Annotated in this window: 17 protein-coding genes; 8 read left to right on the top strand and 9 right to left on the bottom strand. The window is 38.9% G+C overall.

The features are described 5' to 3' along the window. The first annotated feature begins 10 nt into the window (after window positions 1-10). Window positions 11-1,135 (top strand): sterol desaturase family protein, encoded by a 1,125-nt coding sequence (locus A8B79_RS02185; protein ID WP_066217419.1) that lies wholly within the window; start codon window positions 11-13, stop codon window positions 1,133-1,135. Here A8B79_RS02185 and purB read toward each other — a convergent pair whose 3' ends face one another. Beyond that, window positions 1,136-2,428 carry an adenylosuccinate lyase gene (gene purB / locus A8B79_RS02190; RefSeq protein WP_066217422.1) on the bottom strand — a complete coding sequence of 431 codons (1,293 nt, stop codon included), beginning with the start codon at window positions 2,426-2,428 and terminating at the stop codon, window positions 1,136-1,138. 332 nt (window positions 2,429-2,760) lie between these two features. Here purB and A8B79_RS02195 point away from each other — a divergent pair, with 332 nt between their 5' ends. From A8B79_RS02195 to A8B79_RS02220, 6 genes are all read left to right on the top strand, one after another. Beyond that, window positions 2,761-3,096 carry an ArsR/SmtB family transcription factor gene (locus tag A8B79_RS02195; protein WP_066217424.1) on the top strand — a complete coding sequence of 112 codons (336 nt, stop codon included), beginning with the start codon at window positions 2,761-2,763 and terminating at the stop codon, window positions 3,094-3,096. A gap of 24 nt (window positions 3,097-3,120) precedes the next feature. After that, a complete protein-coding gene (locus A8B79_RS02200) occupies window positions 3,121-3,588 on the top strand; it encodes a DUF6428 family protein (protein WP_066217426.1) in 468 nt (155 codons plus the stop codon). A gap of 18 nt (window positions 3,589-3,606) precedes the next feature. Beyond that, complete coding sequence (locus A8B79_RS02205; protein ID WP_066217428.1) at window positions 3,607-4,251, top strand: hypothetical protein; 645 nt, start codon at window positions 3,607-3,609, stop codon at window positions 4,249-4,251. Next, the gene (locus A8B79_RS02210; RefSeq protein ID WP_066217430.1) at window positions 4,248-4,889 is read left to right on the top strand and encodes an MIP/aquaporin family protein; all 642 of its coding nucleotides are present in this window, start codon (window positions 4,248-4,250) and stop codon (window positions 4,887-4,889) included. The genes A8B79_RS02205 and A8B79_RS02210 overlap by 4 nt, the downstream gene beginning before the upstream one ends. 107 nt (window positions 4,890-4,996) lie before the next feature. Then, complete coding sequence (locus A8B79_RS02215) at window positions 4,997-5,893, top strand: hypothetical protein (RefSeq protein ID WP_066217432.1); 897 nt, start codon at window positions 4,997-4,999, stop codon at window positions 5,891-5,893. 456 nt (window positions 5,894-6,349) lie between these two features. Then, window positions 6,350-7,084, top strand: a complete 735-nt coding sequence (locus A8B79_RS02220) for a DoxX family protein (RefSeq protein WP_066217436.1) — start codon at window positions 6,350-6,352, stop codon at window positions 7,082-7,084. A gap of 232 nt (window positions 7,085-7,316) precedes the next feature. Here the strand turns inward: A8B79_RS02220 and A8B79_RS02225 are convergent, their stop codons facing one another. Beyond that, the gene (locus A8B79_RS02225) at window positions 7,317-7,610 is read right to left on the bottom strand and encodes a GIY-YIG nuclease family protein (RefSeq protein WP_066217438.1); all 294 of its coding nucleotides are present in this window, start codon (window positions 7,608-7,610) and stop codon (window positions 7,317-7,319) included. A 249-nt stretch (window positions 7,611-7,859) separates the two neighbouring features. Next, window positions 7,860-8,537, bottom strand: a complete 678-nt coding sequence (locus tag A8B79_RS02230; protein ID WP_066217440.1) for a class I SAM-dependent methyltransferase — start codon at window positions 8,535-8,537, stop codon at window positions 7,860-7,862. A 204-nt stretch (window positions 8,538-8,741) separates the two neighbouring features. On the opposite strand from A8B79_RS02230, the gene A8B79_RS02235 reads away from it, so the two are divergent. Then, complete coding sequence (locus tag A8B79_RS02235) at window positions 8,742-9,272, top strand: DUF421 domain-containing protein (RefSeq protein WP_066217442.1); 531 nt, start codon at window positions 8,742-8,744, stop codon at window positions 9,270-9,272. Window positions 9,273-9,340: 68 nt separating this feature from the next. On the opposite strand, the gene A8B79_RS02240 is transcribed toward A8B79_RS02235, so the two are convergent. The 6 genes from A8B79_RS02240 to A8B79_RS02265 form a co-directional block, all read right to left on the bottom strand. Continuing rightward, window positions 9,341-9,808 carry a dihydrofolate reductase gene (locus A8B79_RS02240; RefSeq protein ID WP_066217444.1) on the bottom strand — a complete coding sequence of 156 codons (468 nt, stop codon included), beginning with the start codon at window positions 9,806-9,808 and terminating at the stop codon, window positions 9,341-9,343. Then, window positions 9,805-10,653: a thymidylate synthase gene (locus A8B79_RS02245; RefSeq protein ID WP_066217446.1), complete on the bottom strand. Its 849-nt coding sequence runs from the start codon at window positions 10,651-10,653 to the stop codon at window positions 9,805-9,807. Before A8B79_RS02245 ends, A8B79_RS02240 begins: the two co-directional genes overlap by 4 nt. Window positions 10,654-10,668: 15 nt before the next feature. Then, a complete protein-coding gene (mgtE, locus tag A8B79_RS02250; RefSeq protein WP_066217448.1) occupies window positions 10,669-12,051 on the bottom strand; it encodes a magnesium transporter in 1,383 nt (460 codons plus the stop codon). Between the two features lie 467 nt (window positions 12,052-12,518). Further along, window positions 12,519-13,265 carry a ribonuclease III gene (rnc, locus tag A8B79_RS02255; RefSeq protein ID WP_066217450.1) on the bottom strand — a complete coding sequence of 249 codons (747 nt, stop codon included), beginning with the start codon at window positions 13,263-13,265 and terminating at the stop codon, window positions 12,519-12,521. A gap of 6 nt (window positions 13,266-13,271) precedes the next feature. Further along, window positions 13,272-14,516 carry a beta-ketoacyl-ACP synthase II gene (gene fabF, locus A8B79_RS02260; protein ID WP_066217453.1) on the bottom strand — a complete coding sequence of 415 codons (1,245 nt, stop codon included), beginning with the start codon at window positions 14,514-14,516 and terminating at the stop codon, window positions 13,272-13,274. A 16-nt stretch (window positions 14,517-14,532) separates the two neighbouring features. After that, window positions 14,533-14,772: an acyl carrier protein gene (locus A8B79_RS02265; protein ID WP_066217455.1), complete on the bottom strand. Its 240-nt coding sequence runs from the start codon at window positions 14,770-14,772 to the stop codon at window positions 14,533-14,535. Between the last annotated feature and the right edge of the window lie 39 nt (window positions 14,773-14,811).

A 14,811-nucleotide genomic window follows, 5' to 3' on the forward strand; every position in this document is an offset into this window, starting at 1 on the left:
ACAGCTTTCCATGAATTTTAATCCTGTAATTTTTGCAATCCCTATCTTTTTCGGGCTTATGAGTATAGAGCTGATGTACGAAGCCATTACAAAGAAAAAAACCTATCGTTTAAATGACGCGGTCACGAACATCAATCTAGGTGTTTTGAATCAGGTGAGCAATATTTTTACCAAAATTGTTACAATCGGTATCTATTCCTTTACCTACCAATACTTTGCAGTATATAAAATTCCTGAACACTGGATCTCTTTCATTATTCTTTTCTTTCTTTATGACCTTTGCTTCTACTGGAGTCACCGAATGTCACATCAGATCAGCCTTTTCTGGGGTGGACATGTAGTACATCATCAAAGTGAAGATTTTAATTTATCGGTGGCTCTAAGGCAAAGTTCTACTGCTTTTATCTGGAGTACTCCTTTTTATTTACCATTGGCTGTTCTTGGTTTTGATCCTATTCAGTTTGTGCTTATCGGAGGATTTAATCTGCTTTATCAATTCTGGATTCATACCGAACATATAAACAGAATAGGATGGCTTGAAAAGATTATGAACACTCCTTCACATCACAGAGTACATCACGGTCGGGATCCGAAATACATCGACAAAAATTACGCCGGTGTTTTTATAATCTGGGATAAAATGTTCGGAACCTTCAAGGAAGAGGAAGAACGTCCAAATTATGGTATTACCAAACCCGTAGGGAGCTGGAATCCGGTATATGCTAATTTTGCTCATTATATAGATCTTTTTCGCTACACCAAGCAGTCCAGATCCTGGAGTGATACCAAAAACATGTTGTTCAAACAACCGGGGTGGTTACCTGATTATCTTAGAGGAGTACAAACACCGGAAGCTGTAACCGGTGACTTTAAGAAGTACAATGCTGATGTATCTTTTATATGGATGAAGACCTATATCTTTGCTCAGTTTGTAATAGCTATTTCTATTACCGCTTATTTTCTATTCAATTTTTCGGATTTTTCAATCCCGGGAAAAGCGCTTTATTCCTTCTGGATAATTTTCTCATCTGCTATGTTAGGAATACTGTTTGAATCCAAAAGTAAATGGGTTTTTTGGGTAGAAATCTTGAGACTCAGCTTGATCCCTGCCTTGGCTTATGTGCTGATTTCTTGATTACAATCCCACCCTTTCAAAAATAACATCTACATTTCTGGTGTGATGTTTCAGATCAAAAGCATCTTCGATCTCTTCTTTGCTGAGTTGTGATGAAATAAACTCGTCGTTATCGATCAATGGACGGAATAACTTTTGATTTTCCCACGATTCCATCGCCAGTGGTTGAACAGCGTCGTACGCTTCTTCTCTGTTGATGCCTTTGTCAATCAGTTTATTCAGAATACGCTGAGAAAATACCAATCCCTGTGTTTTCCAGATATTAGCTTCCATATTCTCCTCAAATACAACCAGATTTTCGATCACATTAGAAAAACGTGAAAGCATATAATCCAGTAATGTAGTCGCATCCGGAAGAATGATACGCTCCGCAGATGAATGTGAGATATCACGTTCGTGCCAAAGCGGAATATTTTCAAAAGCAGTTACCATATAACCACGAAGTACTCTTGCGCAGCCTGTTATATTCTCAGAACTGATCGGGTTTCTTTTATGCGGCATAGATGAAGATCCCTTCTGCCCTTTTCTGAAAGCTTCTTCAGCTTCACGAACTTCACTGCGTTGCAAATGACGAACTTCCACCGCCATTTTTTCCATCGTTGAACCGATCAAAGCCAAAGTTGATATGTAAAAAGCGTGTCTGTCTCGCTGTAAGGTCTGGGTTGAAATCGGAGCCGGAGTCAATCCTAATTTCTCGCAGGTGTACTGTTCTACTTCCGGAGGAATGTTAGCAAAAGTTCCTACCGAGCCGGACAGTTTTCCGAATTCAACATCAGCAGCTGCTTTTTCGAAGCGCTCTAAATTTCTTTTCATTTCCGCATACCAAAGGGCGCACTTCAACCCAAAAGTAGTTGGCTCCGCGTGAATTCCATGCGTTCTGCCCATCATCACAGTGTACTTATGAGCCTTCGCCTTTTCGCCCAGAACTGAAATAATTCGTTCCAGATCTTCTTTGATCAACTTATTCGCTTGCTTTAAACGAACTCCCCAGGCTGTGTCTACCACATCCGTGGAAGTCAATCCGTAATGGATCCATTTTTTTTCTTCGCCCAACGTTTCCGATACCGCTCGGGTAAAGGCCACCACATCGTGACGGGTTTTGGCTTCAATTTCTTTTATTCTATCTAACTTGAAAGATGCTTTTTCATACAATTTATCCACATCTTCCATAGGGATGGTTCCCAATTTTGCCCATGCCCAACACGCTGCAAGTTCAACCTCCAACCAGGCTTGAAATTGATTTTCTTCCGTCCAAATGTCTTCCATTTCTTTGCGGGAATATCGGGATATCATAAAAGTAGTTAGTTTAGTTTTTCAAATGATTGAGACATGAGTTCGATCTTAGTAATTGCTCAAAATGTCACTATTTCGTCATTCCTGCGCAGGCAGGAATCTGGATCGAATTTAAAAACAATTAGTGCCAAATATGAGATCTAGATTCCAGGCATTCGCCGTGGAATGACTTTGGAATTAATTTCAATCTAATGTTTAAGATCAAACTCTGTTTTAAGATAAGGTTTCTGAATACAGATTGCCTCGATTCGATTATTTTTTTTGAATCAGAAATTACTTGTTGGAATAAAATTTAATTAATCGTAATATTGCAATGAACAAATACAAAAGTAATGGGACTTACCAAAACCGAAATTTTTACAGAGCAACAAAACAAGATCGCAGTGTTTGCAAAAGCCTTTGCTCATCCTGCCCGCGTTGCCATACTACAACAATTATTTTCTACCAATTCCTGCATTTGCGGTGACTTGGTTGAAGAAATTGGTCTCGCCCAGCCTACGATCTCTCAGCATTTAAAAGAGCTGAAGAATCTCGGGCTTATCCAGGGAAATATTGAAGGAACCAGTGTGTGCTATTGCATAAATAAAGAAAACTGGTCAGAGATGAAATCGATCATCGCTCAATTTCTGGATCAGGATATAAACGGAACAAACTTAAACTGCTGCTAATTTAAAACTCATCAATACAGAATCATGAAATTATCTCAAATTAAACGCACCCTTGTCGACCTGGAATCTATCGCTTTTCAATTACCGAATGGTGAATTGGTGCCAAGACATTTTCACGTGACCGAAGTTGGAATGATCACCAAGAACTTCATCGATTGCGGCGGAACACTCAGAAATGAGGAAGTGATCAACTTTCAGCTGTGGAGTGCTAATGATTACGATCACCGCATCCATCCGGAAAAACTGTTGCACATCATTGAGCTATCTGAAAAGACCTTAGGACTTCCCGATCTGGATATCGAAGTAGAATACCAGGGCGAAACCATTGGCAAATACGGTCTCGATTTTGACGGAACTAATTTCCTACTGACTTCCAAGGCCACTGATTGTCTGGCTAAGGAAAATTGTGGCATTCCGGCTTCCAAACCAAAAGTTAAACTATCCGAGCTTCAAACAGCTGAGTGCTGCGCTCCCGGAAGTGGTTGCTGTTAATCTTTTAATGATCGAAAAATGACCACAACTACATCTCCCCTTTTTGATGAGCTATTGAGCTACACCAAAGAACTGGAACAAAACTTTGATTCCATTCCCAAAGAGCGAAAAGACAAATTACGTTCTTTAAGCGAATATCTTTCGGGAAAATGGAATTCGAATCAAACTCCGAAAGCCATTATCATTTGCACGCATAATTCCAGAAGAAGTCATTTGGGGCAGTTGTGGTTAGCGGTTGGAGCTGATCACTACGGATTTCCTGAGATCGAAACTTTTTCCGGTGGAACCGAAGCTACTGCTTTTCATCCCAATGCGGTAAATGCCGTCCGCAGAGCCGGATTTAATGTAGAAGCCGAAGATCCCGATGCCTCCAATCCTGAGTACCAAATTTCCTGGAAAGTTGAAATGGAAGCATATAAAGCTTTCTCAACCCGGTTTGATGAATCTCCGAATCCTACTAAAGAATTCGCTGCCATTATGGTGTGTTCAGAAGCTGATCAAGGATGCCCTTTTGTGCCCGGAACAGATTTCAGGCTGGCTCTTCCTTTTGAAGACCCCAAAGCTTTTGACGGAACCGATCTTCAGGATGCTAAATACGATGAACGCTGTAAACAGATCGGTACAGAAATGCTATTTGTAATGAGTAATGTAGAGTTGAAATGAGAAAATATTTTGCTGAATTCATAGGAACGTTCGCTTTAGTTTTTTGCGGAACCGGAGCTATTGTGATCAATGATGTAACCGGAGGAACGGTAACGCATGTTGGAGTAGCCATTACCTTTGGATTGATCGTTACGGCGATGATCTATGCATTTGGTAAAATTTCGGGAGCGCATATCAATCCGGCGGTTTCCATTGCTTTTGCAGTTACCGATCGGTTTAACGAAAAACAGGTTGCTCCATATATCATTGCTCAGGTTGGCGGAGCCATTTTTGCTTCCGTGATCTTAGCCTTTCTTTTTCAGGAGCACGAAGGATTGGGCGCTACCCTCCCGGCCGGAGAATGGCACCAAACCTTTATTCTGGAAATCATTCTTACCTACTTTTTGATGGTGGTGATCTTGTTTGTAAGTCAAAATAAAGCCGTCACTGAATTCACCGGATTGGCTGTGGGATTTGTAGTTTTACTGGAAGCCATGTTTGCCGGACCGATCACAGGCGCTTCTATGAATCCCGCCCGCTCCATCGCCCCTGCCCTCGTTTCCGGAAATCTTACTCATCTTTGGATGTATATCGTTGCACCTATCATTGGCGCACTTCTAGCTAGTGGAACTTGGTTTTTGTTGAGGGAGAAGGAGTAGGTTTTAGTTTTTGCTTATCGGTAGGGAATTCTAGACTTTAGGTTCATTTCTTAATAGAAAAGTGAATGAAACTTAATTATCAACCTTTATTACAAGAACCAAAATAATTGGAAATCTTTAGACAGATTACAGCAAACAATATTGAACTAAAGGATTATCCATTTCTAAAAGAATTAGCCATGGAGGCTTATTTGATAGAAAACGAAGATATTCTAAAACTAGACACTGAAAATTTCGCAGATGTAGAAGTTTTGGATGCAGAAATTGCACTAAAAAGCGGGAGGAAAACATCTAACAGAGACGGAAGAATTGACATACTTGTGAAATACGGGTTTGACTATCTAGCAATAGTTGAACTAAAAATACAGGAAATAAACGAACTTACATTAATTCAACTTGAGGATTATCTTAATGAAAAAGACCAATTATTAACTAATCATCCCGACTTTTGGAATGAAAATGAAAGTCCTCCAAATTGGGTAGGAGTTTTAGTAGGCACTTCAATTTCACCTGAACTACAAAGAAAGCTTCAAGATGGTTATGTGACTGCATCTGGAATTCCGATTGCAGGAATGATAATACGACGCTTTAGAAGCTTAGAGAATGAGATTTTTGTAACCACTGACACCTTTTTTAAATACAACTACACAAATAGAGATTTTTCCAAATTTGAGTTCAAAGGTAAGACTTACAATAAGTCAAGACTTGTTAATAAAATCATCAAGTATTATGTCGAGTTAAATCCAGATTTGACTTATGCAGAGCTTGAAAAAGATTTTCCACAAGTACTTCAGGGTAGTATGGGTGTTTTCGATACAAAGCAGAACGCTCAAGAAATTTATGATAGAACTGGACATAAAAGACATTACTTAAAACCAGAAGAATTAATTGAACTTTCCGATTCGATTATTGCTACAAGCAACCAATGGGGAATCAAAAATATTGTACCATTTGTTCAACATTCAAATTCAATAGATAGTAGGATCAATATTGAGCCAAGATAGCAATGTTTAATCACCAATCTAGCGCAAGCGTCACGCTTGTGCGGAAATATTTGGTCTAGTAAATAGAATCTAAACACCACAAAGATCCTGAAACAAGTTCAGGATGACCCTGATTTTTAAATCTCATCAAAAACCAGTTGTGTAGATTCTTCGCAGGTATGCTCAGAATGACCCTGGGCTTTAACTCATGTATGTCATCGTAACGATCCTTGTTGATTTCTTGTCAATGGGACTTGGTTTTTATTGAGGAAGCAGGAGTAGTATTAACCTTTTTCATAAAGATTATTCAGTCACTTTGTATTTCAAAGCACTTTTAACTATTATCTGAGAGTTTCAAATTTTTAGAGTGCGAGATAAGAAAGATCTTCAGTATTAATCCTTGGTGATTTTGTAATGCAAGCGATCTTTCTGATCAACATGTAGCAAGTTGGAATCAAACTACAGGATAAACTAATTATGAGCCTAGGATCAAAGCTTGATGAATTGCATTATCAAGTCAAGCAAAACAGATGGTATTGGTACTTCTCTATTTTTTGTCGAATAATTTTAGCCTATGCTTTTATTGCTGCCGGAATCGTGAAAATTATTGATGAAAGATTTGCCGGAGGTTTATCGGAAATCCATCCAATGGGAGCATATTTAACTGCTCTACATCATACAGGTTTTTATTATCCCTTTATCGGAATTGCCCAAATTCTTGCAGCAATATTACTTTTAATACCACGGACAGTAACTTTAGGTGCGCTACTCTATTTCCCGATCATTTTAAATATATGTATTCTTTCTATAGCCTTAAGATTTGAAGGTTCGTTTATCACTTCAACTTTAATGGTTCTAGCTAATTTATATATACTCGCTTGGAATTATGACAGATTAAAGTACATTTTTCCATTCAAGAAAGTATCTGATTTCGGTATTGTAAAAAGACCGGAGAAATACGAAAACAAATTTCCTTTCTTATTCTTTGGTGGAGTTGCAGCAACTTTCGCGCTAACAATTTTAACATTCCTGCATGGATTTGATATTATGCCAAGGAATTCATTATCTGATTGTAATAAACAATATGCCGGTACTGAATATGAGAACATTGGAAATGAATTTTGTGAATGTGTTCATTTAGACGGTGATATTTTGGATGATTGTTTAGATGAATTTGCTGAGAAAAAGAAACAAATGGACGAAAATAAATAATAAAATAAAGGGCTGTTATCCCCATCCTTCTTAGCGAAAGCGTCACACTTGTGCGGGAATATTTGGTCTGGTAAATCGAATCTAAACACCACAAAGATCCTGAAACAAGTTCAGGATTGTAGATGTTAGATAATTCGATGACAAAATTTCTTTATACCAACCTCAATATTCCAAGCTGGTCATCCCGAACTTGTTTCGGGATCTTACGTAAAGACTTTTAGTCTGTTCTTGTTTACCATCCTCTTAAGGTATCATACCAATCCTCTAACGTTGGATTGTTTTGCTTTACCAGATTCCATTTCCACTGTTTATGCCAATTCTTTAGTTGCTTTTCCCTTGCTATAGCATCACTTATAGTATCGTATTCTTCCGCATATATAAGAATGGTTAGTTTATACTTTGAAGTAAATAAAGAGCCTTCTCCCAGTTTATGTTTCCACACTCTTGAATGAATGTTATTGGTAACTCCGATGTAAATCGGAGTTCTTCGGTAGTTAGTAAGAAAGTACACATAGCCTTTGTTCATAGTAAGTAAGACCGTTTCAAGAGCAATTCCTTACAAAGATCCCGAAACAAGTTCGGGATGACCCTTATATATTTTACTGTTCATAAACTGTCAGTGAATTACCTAACATCTACAAGAATGACTAACCTCTGTGCTTTAAGCCGAGCCTGAAGGCTCTACTAGTGTAAATACACTTAACCAGAAGGACTTTAAAGACCGCCTACTTGAATCCGTATAATTTAAAAGATCTTTTAGAATTACTCTGAGATGCTAGAAAACCCTATAAAGCCAAGTTTCTATTATTCCTCTGCCGTCATCCAAAACAATTGATAATAACAGTTGCTTCTCTTTTACTTTAAAATTGAACGGGGACTCCAATATTCTTAAACCACTTTTCTTTTTCAGCCTGGTTCCCTGTCCTGAGATGATATCTGTGTTTGGATCAAAGTCTCCTTCAGGAATATGGTCTGTGAGAATCACGTATTTATAGTCATTCAATTTTTGAACTACATTCTTTACCTCGAAATTCGATAAGTGCTGAAGAACTTGTCTGAGTATCACACAATCAGCAGCAGGCAGGTTCTCATTGGCTATATTCAAACACCGGAATTCCAAATGATCAGCTTTGAACATCTGCTTATTTCTCTCGATCAATTCAGGGACAATATCTACAGCGATGTATTTCTTTGAATGTTGTACCAACTCTTTCCCAACATTGAAATCTCCACATCCCAAGTCACAAACTATTAGTGAATTATCAAAAGAAGACAAAAATGATCTTACAACATTGATATACGGATCTACTAACTCAGAAAGATGTGAGCCATCCCCTGAATAAAATTCGTCACTCTCTCCTCCCCAAAGATTCATTTCATAAACCTGAGCCATTGCTGCTTTGGTAGGCCATGGTTTTTTCGAATTTTTATTTCTGCAAGATTTTTGGCTCATGAATACTCGTTCACTTTCGTAAAGTAAAGTTATAAATTTATTTACAATACTCTATAAATCGTATCCATTGTGATGGACGTACGTCTTCTTTAAAACTTGAATGGCAATCTGCTTGTAAAATATAAGCTCTTTGCTTTCTAATCCTCTGCTAGCTATATACTAATCTTCAGAATAAGCTAAAATATCAATTCTTAAAATTGAACTATGAACTGGATTTACAATACTAATGACCCCTTGTTAGAAACTTTGTTCGGTAGTGTAATAGTATTCATTGCAATTATAATACTGACTCGAGTGATAGGATTGAGATCGTTTGCAAAATTTACCGCTTACGATTTTGCTTTTACTATCGCAGTTGGCAGTATTATTTCATCTACTCTCACATCAAGTACTTCAATAGTTCATGGAATAATTGCAATCGCCAGCTTGTTGGTTTTAACTTTTGTTTTCTCATTTCTACAAAGGCGAGTACCTACATTGAACAGTATAATATCCAATAAACCCCTCTTGCTTATGAATGGCGATAAGATATTAGATAAAAATCTAAAATATGCCAGAATTGAAAAATCCCAATTGGTTGCTAAGCTTAGGGAAGCTAATGTATTAAACTATAACCAAGTATTAGCAGTGGTACTTGAATCAACCGGAGACATTTCTGTACTCCATAAATCTTCAACTTCTGATTCAGAAGGTTTTAACGATGCTCTTCTTGAAGGAGTTAGAAAAGAACCTTAATAGAAAACAAACGTGCTGATCCATCACAAATAGCTTTGGATGGTGGTTAGCGTGCTAATTGAGTATGATCAGGCCCGCTCGAAAACCAGAAAAGTCAGGTCATCGGTTTCCCGGCGATCGGCTTCGATCCAGATTTTGCCTATATCATCGCGATATTCCGGAAAGTAAGTATCTCCATAGTATTCTTTGTTTACCTGTGTTACGATCATTTTATCGGCCATAGGTAGCGCATCTCTATACAAGACTCCACCACCTATGATGAATACTTCTTCTTCGTCCAATTCATCTAAAGCAATTTGCAAGGAAGTATACGTATCGACATTATCGTAGGTCTTGGTTCTGGTGAGAACGATATTTTTTCTGCCGGGAAGCGGGATCTCGTTCAGTTCTTCAAACACACCTCTTCCCATGATCATTGTTCCGCCCATGGTGGTTTGTTTGAAGTGCTTCAGATCTTCAGGATAGCGCCATGGTAGTCCACCTTCTTTCCCAATTACCAAATTCGGGTCATGGGCTACAACAATGGTCAAAATCATACTGCAACCTCAAATTTGATCACCGGATCCGGATCGTAATTATGAAGTTTAAAATCATCGAAAGTGAGTTCATCAACCGGTTTTTTGGCTATTTCCAAAGTTGGCAATTCACGAGGTTCTCTTTTAAGCTGTTCTTTAAGTCCGTCCACATGATTTACATAGATGTGAGCATCCACGATGGTGTGAGCAAATGTACCGGGCTCTAAACCAACTTCCTGTGCTATTGCCATCGTTAAAGCTGAGTAGCAAGCCAGATTAAATGGAATTCCCAGCGCAATATCACCTGAACGTTGAGTAAGGTGACAATTCAGTTTTCCGTTACTCACATTAAAAATATACATGATATGACAAGGTGGAAGAGCCATTTCTCCCAACAATCCCGGATGCCAGGTACTTACCACAATTCTTCGGCTGTTTGGATTAGTTTTGAGCATATCGATAGCACGTTGAACCTGATCGAATTCTTTACGAACCCAGGTTTCACTTTCAACAGCTCCTCCGATTCCTTCAAGATTTACATTCTCTTTTTCCAGATAAGGGAATCGTCTCCAAAGCACAGGATAGATCGGGCCAACATGTCCGTCTTCATCAGCCCAGGCATCCCAGATATGGCAATCGTTTTCATCGCGTAGCCAACGAATGTGATCTTCTCCGCGTAAATACCAAAGCAATTCCAGAATAACAGATCGGAAAAATACTTTTTTAGTAGTCAACAAAGGAAATCCTTCTGAGAGATCTACTTTATAGAATTCCGCGAAATTTGATATGGTATCGGTACCTGTTCTGTTTTCTTTTCGTACGCCGTTTTCAAGAACGTTTTTTACAAGATCCAGATATGCTTTCATTGATTGATATAACGATTAGAGTAAAATTCCACTGAGTAAAAATACAGCAATGCTAAAATAAATAATGATTCCGCTTACATCCACTATTGTTGCAACAAAAGGTGCTGATGAAACAGCCGGATCGAGTCCAACTTTAGATAATATAAAAGGAAGCATCGCTCCTATCACATTTCCGAATACAACGATGAGTAGTAAACTGGATGCAACCACACTGGCCTTAAGCACCAGTTCCATATTCATCGGATCGCCATCAATTAAACCCCAGACGATCAAAGTAGCAAATCCTAAAACTCCAAGTATGGAGCCTAACATCAGGCCTGAACTTCCTTCTTTTTTGAGAACCATTTTCCATCCATCTGATTTAATATCGTCGGTTGCCAGTGCACGAATGATCAGTGTTGCAGCCTGTGAGCCGGAATTCCCTCCACTTGCAATCAGCAATGGCACAAAGTAAGATAGCAAAACTATTTTCTGAAGTACTTCCTCATAACCACTCATAGTGAGTGCAGTCAAAATCTGTCCAACAAAAAGCACGATCAACCAGGTGATCCTTTTCTTCACAAGCTTGCCAACTGTTGTCTGAGAATAATAATCATCCAGCGCGTCCATACCCGCCATTTTCTGCATATCCTCGGTTGCTTCTTCCTCAGCAACGTCGATCACATCATCCACAGTAACAATACCAACCAAGATCCCATCTGTATCTACAACGGGCAAAGCTGCTCTGTCATATTTGGCAAACATTTTAACCGCTTCTTCCTGATCTTCATAAGCCATCAGGGTTTCGAATGATCTGTCCATCAATGTTTCGATGGTCTCTTCAGGATCGGCAAGTATCAATTCTGTTAACCGCAGATCATCGATCAGATATTCTTTGTCATCAACTACATAAATACGGTTTAAGGTCTCTGCTACTTCTGCATATTTGCGGATGTGTTTCATACTCCGCTCGATAGTCCAGTCTGTCTTTACACGAACGTATCTTGGTGTCATCAAACGTCCAACGCTCTCCTCCGGATAACCAAGCAACTTCTTGACTTGCTTCTGGTCTTCCAGATTCATCGAGTTCATCACACGTTGAGTAAGGTGACCCGGTAATTCTTCCATCAGAGACACTTGCTCATCAGGCTCCAGGTTTACCATTACATCGCTCAACTGTTGGCGATTAAAGAGTTCCAGAAGTTCTACTCCTTTACCAGATGGAAGAGCAGAAAACACGTCTGCTGCCAGGGGCTTTTTGAGTAACCTGAAAATAACTACCGCTACATCTCCTTCAAGTTCTACCAAAAGGTCGGCTATATCAGCAGCCGGAACATCAGCCAGAACATCCTTGAGAGCCACCCAGTCTTTTGCCTGGATAAGTTCTTCGAATTCCGGTTTTATAAGCTGCACAAGCATAGTCAGAGGACTTAAAAAATGATTCTTTCAGCAGGCTAAGAATCGTATTAAATCGACCAAAAAACAAGTTTAGATATTGATGATTTGTTTGTGGTTTTTATTCAACCTTGCTTTACACATACCACATTTAGTTTATAGGATTCAGTTCCTTGGCTATGTGTACTTTTGTACAGATACTGAGCTCCCTCAGGCGCCAGTACCAAAAAATCCCAACAAGAATTATTGGCGTGAACTCCAAGATCTCATTCCTATCTCAGCGACTAAAAGCCGTCAGCCGTGCAGTGCCCGACAGACGGAGAAGTAGCGATCCATCATTTCGCTGAAAGCGGGGTGATGGAATTGATTCTAAAGGTCAGTGTAATTGGAAGTTTTTTCTGAAATCGTCGGGATTATGTATTGGATAATTTTTGTATGTGAATTATCTAACTTCTAATAGGCTTATCAAGTAATTAACTTTGGATAAAAACCTACCGATCACCCAGAGTTTTAAGGGCTACTTTTGCGGCTTCCTGTTCCGCGCTTTTTTTACTCCTTCCCTGCCCTGTACCTAATTCTTTGCCGTCTACTACAACCATGATCTCAAAAACTTTATCATGACCGGGACCGGATTCTGACACAACCTTATAGCTAGGTAAACTCATTTTTTCAGCCTGAGTATATTCAAGAAGTGCACTTTTAAAATTATCTACTTGGTTTACCAGCTTCTTAAAATCTACTTGTTTTTCAAATACTTCGGATACAAACATAAATGCATTTGCATATCCTTTTGTAATATAAATTGCAGCTATTATAGATTCAAAAACATCAGCCAGAATACTTTTCGAAATGCTAACCTGATCTGATCTCTCTCCCAACTCAAGTAGATCTTCAATCCCCAATTTAATAGAGAATTTTGCCAGGGTTTCTCCTTTTACCAGTTTTGCTCTGCTTTTGGTTAAAAATCCCTCATTAGCGGTAGGAAATTTTTCAAAGAGGACTTCTGCAGCAATCAAGTCAAGTACTGCATCTCCAAGGAATTCGAGCCTTTCGTAGGAATCATGACTTGAATATTGATCGTTGGCAAGTGTGGATCTGTGCCTTAACGCTCGCAGAAATAAAGAAGGATCATCGATCTCAAAACCAATGATCCTTTCTAATTGTAATAATCGTTCGTTTTTAACCTGATCTATTGATTGATCTTTCTTCTTAAATAAAGACCTTAACCAGGTTGGCATAAACTATTATTCTTCAAATTTTTTGAATACAAGCGATGTATTGTGTCCACCAAATCCGAACGCATTGTTAACTGCATACTTAACTCTTCTTGCTACTGCTTCGTTTGCAGTGTAGTTAAGATCACACTCAGGATCCTGATCCATCAAATTGATAGTTGGAGGAACCAAATCGTGATAAGTAGCAAGTATTGCAGCTACTGATTCTATAGCTCCGGCAGCACCTAATGTATGGCCGGTCATAGATTTAGTAGAGTTCAGATTTATTTTCTTTGCATGATCACCAAAAACCTTCTTGATAGAATTGGTTTCAGCGATATCTCCAAGTGGAGTAGATGTTCCATGCATATTGATATGATCAACATCTTCAGGCTTGATACCGGCAGCTTCTAATGCATTATTCATAGCTAACTGAACACCACCACCATCAGGATCGGGAGCAGTAATATGATAGGCATCTGCAGAATAACCATAGCCAACGATCTCGCCATAAATTCTGGCACCACGTTTTTTAGCCATTTCATATTCTTCAAGAAAGAAGATTCCTGCACCTTCCCCTAAAACGAATCCATCACGGTTCGCATCAAAGGGTCTTGAAGCTGTCTCCGGATCATCATTTCTGGTCGACATTGCCTTCATAGAATTAAATCCGGAAATACCGATCTGTGTTACAGGAGCTTCAGAACCACCGGTAATGGCCATATCTGACTGTCCGTAACGGATTGCATCGTATGCTGCACCAATATTGTTGGAACCGGTTGCGCATGCTGAGACAACACAGTAGTTCGGACCTCTGAATCCATACTTGATAGAGATCTGTCCTGGAACTAAATCCGGAATTAGCATTGGTATAAAGAAGGGAGAAACGCCACGCGCACCTCTATTATAGAACTCAACGGATTGTTCGTAGAATGTTTTCATTCCACCAATTCCTGTTCCTACAATAACAGCTACACGATCTTTATCTATCGATTCAAGATCAATTTTACTGTCTTCAATTGCTTCTTCAGAAGCTATTAATGCATACTGAGCTACATTGTCCAATCTACGTGCTTCTTTTCTATCGAAATAGTTAGAAGAATCATAGTCCGGTATTGTAGCCGCAAATTTTGTGGGGAATCCTTCAGTATCAAAGTGCTCAATAGTTTTTGCACCACTTTTACCTGAGATCAACCCGTTCCAGAAATCAGGTGTACTCTTACCAATTGGGGTAAGAGTACCAATCCCTGTTACAACGACTCTACGTGTTGTCATAAATTAAATAAGGTTTTTAAGAGAGTTTACCTGATAGGTAGCTTGTTGCATCACCAACTGTAGCAATATTCTCTGCATCTTCGTCAGGAATGCTTAGATCGAATTCTTTTTCGAATTCCATGATCAACTCAACAGTGTCTAGTGAGTCAGCACCAAGATCGTTTGTGAAGTTTGCATCTGATACAACTTCTGATTCATCAACACCAAGCTTATCGATGATGATGTCTTTTACTTTTGATTCTACATCTTGTGACATATTGTGTCCTTTAAGGTTTTTAGTAGTTAGGTTTTACGA

The sequence above is a fragment of the Balneola sp. EhC07 genome (assembly GCF_001650905.1).
Classification (GTDB): domain Bacteria; phylum Bacteroidota; class Rhodothermia; order Balneolales; family Balneolaceae; genus Balneola.

Bases quoted from the DNA above. Each gene is read 5' to 3' on its own strand.
- A8B79_RS02240 (WP_066217444.1), bottom strand. From the start codon at position 9,808: ATGATTTTGACCATTGTTGTAGCCCATGACCCGAATTTGGTAATTGGG.
- A8B79_RS02235 (WP_066217442.1), top strand. From the start codon at position 8,742: ATGAACTGGATTTACAATACTAATGACCCCTTGTTAGAAACTTTGTTC.
- A8B79_RS02220 (WP_066217436.1), top strand. From the start codon at position 6,350: ATGAGCCTAGGATCAAAGCTTGATGAATTGCATTATCAAGTCAAGCAA.
- A8B79_RS02200 (WP_066217426.1), top strand. From the start codon at position 3,121: ATGAAATTATCTCAAATTAAACGCACCCTTGTCGACCTGGAATCTATC.
- A8B79_RS02245 (WP_066217446.1), bottom strand. From the start codon at position 10,653: ATGAAAGCATATCTGGATCTTGTAAAAAACGTTCTTGAAAACGGCGTA.
- A8B79_RS02265 (WP_066217455.1), bottom strand. From the start codon at position 14,772: ATGTCACAAGATGTAGAATCAAAAGTAAAAGACATCATCATCGATAAG.
- mgtE (WP_066217448.1), bottom strand. From the start codon at position 12,051: ATGCTTGTGCAGCTTATAAAACCGGAATTCGAAGAACTTATCCAGGCA.
- purB (WP_066217422.1), bottom strand. From the start codon at position 2,428: ATGATATCCCGATATTCCCGCAAAGAAATGGAAGACATTTGGACGGAA.
- A8B79_RS02205 (WP_066217428.1), top strand. From the start codon at position 3,607: ATGACCACAACTACATCTCCCCTTTTTGATGAGCTATTGAGCTACACC.
- rnc (WP_066217450.1), bottom strand. From the start codon at position 13,265: ATGCCAACCTGGTTAAGGTCTTTATTTAAGAAGAAAGATCAATCAATA.
- A8B79_RS02230 (WP_066217440.1), bottom strand. From the start codon at position 8,537: ATGAGCCAAAAATCTTGCAGAAATAAAAATTCGAAAAAACCATGGCCT.
- A8B79_RS02185 (WP_066217419.1), top strand. From the start codon at position 11: ATGAATTTTAATCCTGTAATTTTTGCAATCCCTATCTTTTTCGGGCTT.
- fabF (WP_066217453.1), bottom strand. From the start codon at position 14,516: ATGACAACACGTAGAGTCGTTGTAACAGGGATTGGTACTCTTACCCCA.
- A8B79_RS02195 (WP_066217424.1), top strand. From the start codon at position 2,761: ATGGGACTTACCAAAACCGAAATTTTTACAGAGCAACAAAACAAGATC.
- A8B79_RS02210 (WP_066217430.1), top strand. From the start codon at position 4,248: ATGAGAAAATATTTTGCTGAATTCATAGGAACGTTCGCTTTAGTTTTT.
- A8B79_RS02225 (WP_066217438.1), bottom strand. From the start codon at position 7,610: ATGAACAAAGGCTATGTGTACTTTCTTACTAACTACCGAAGAACTCCG.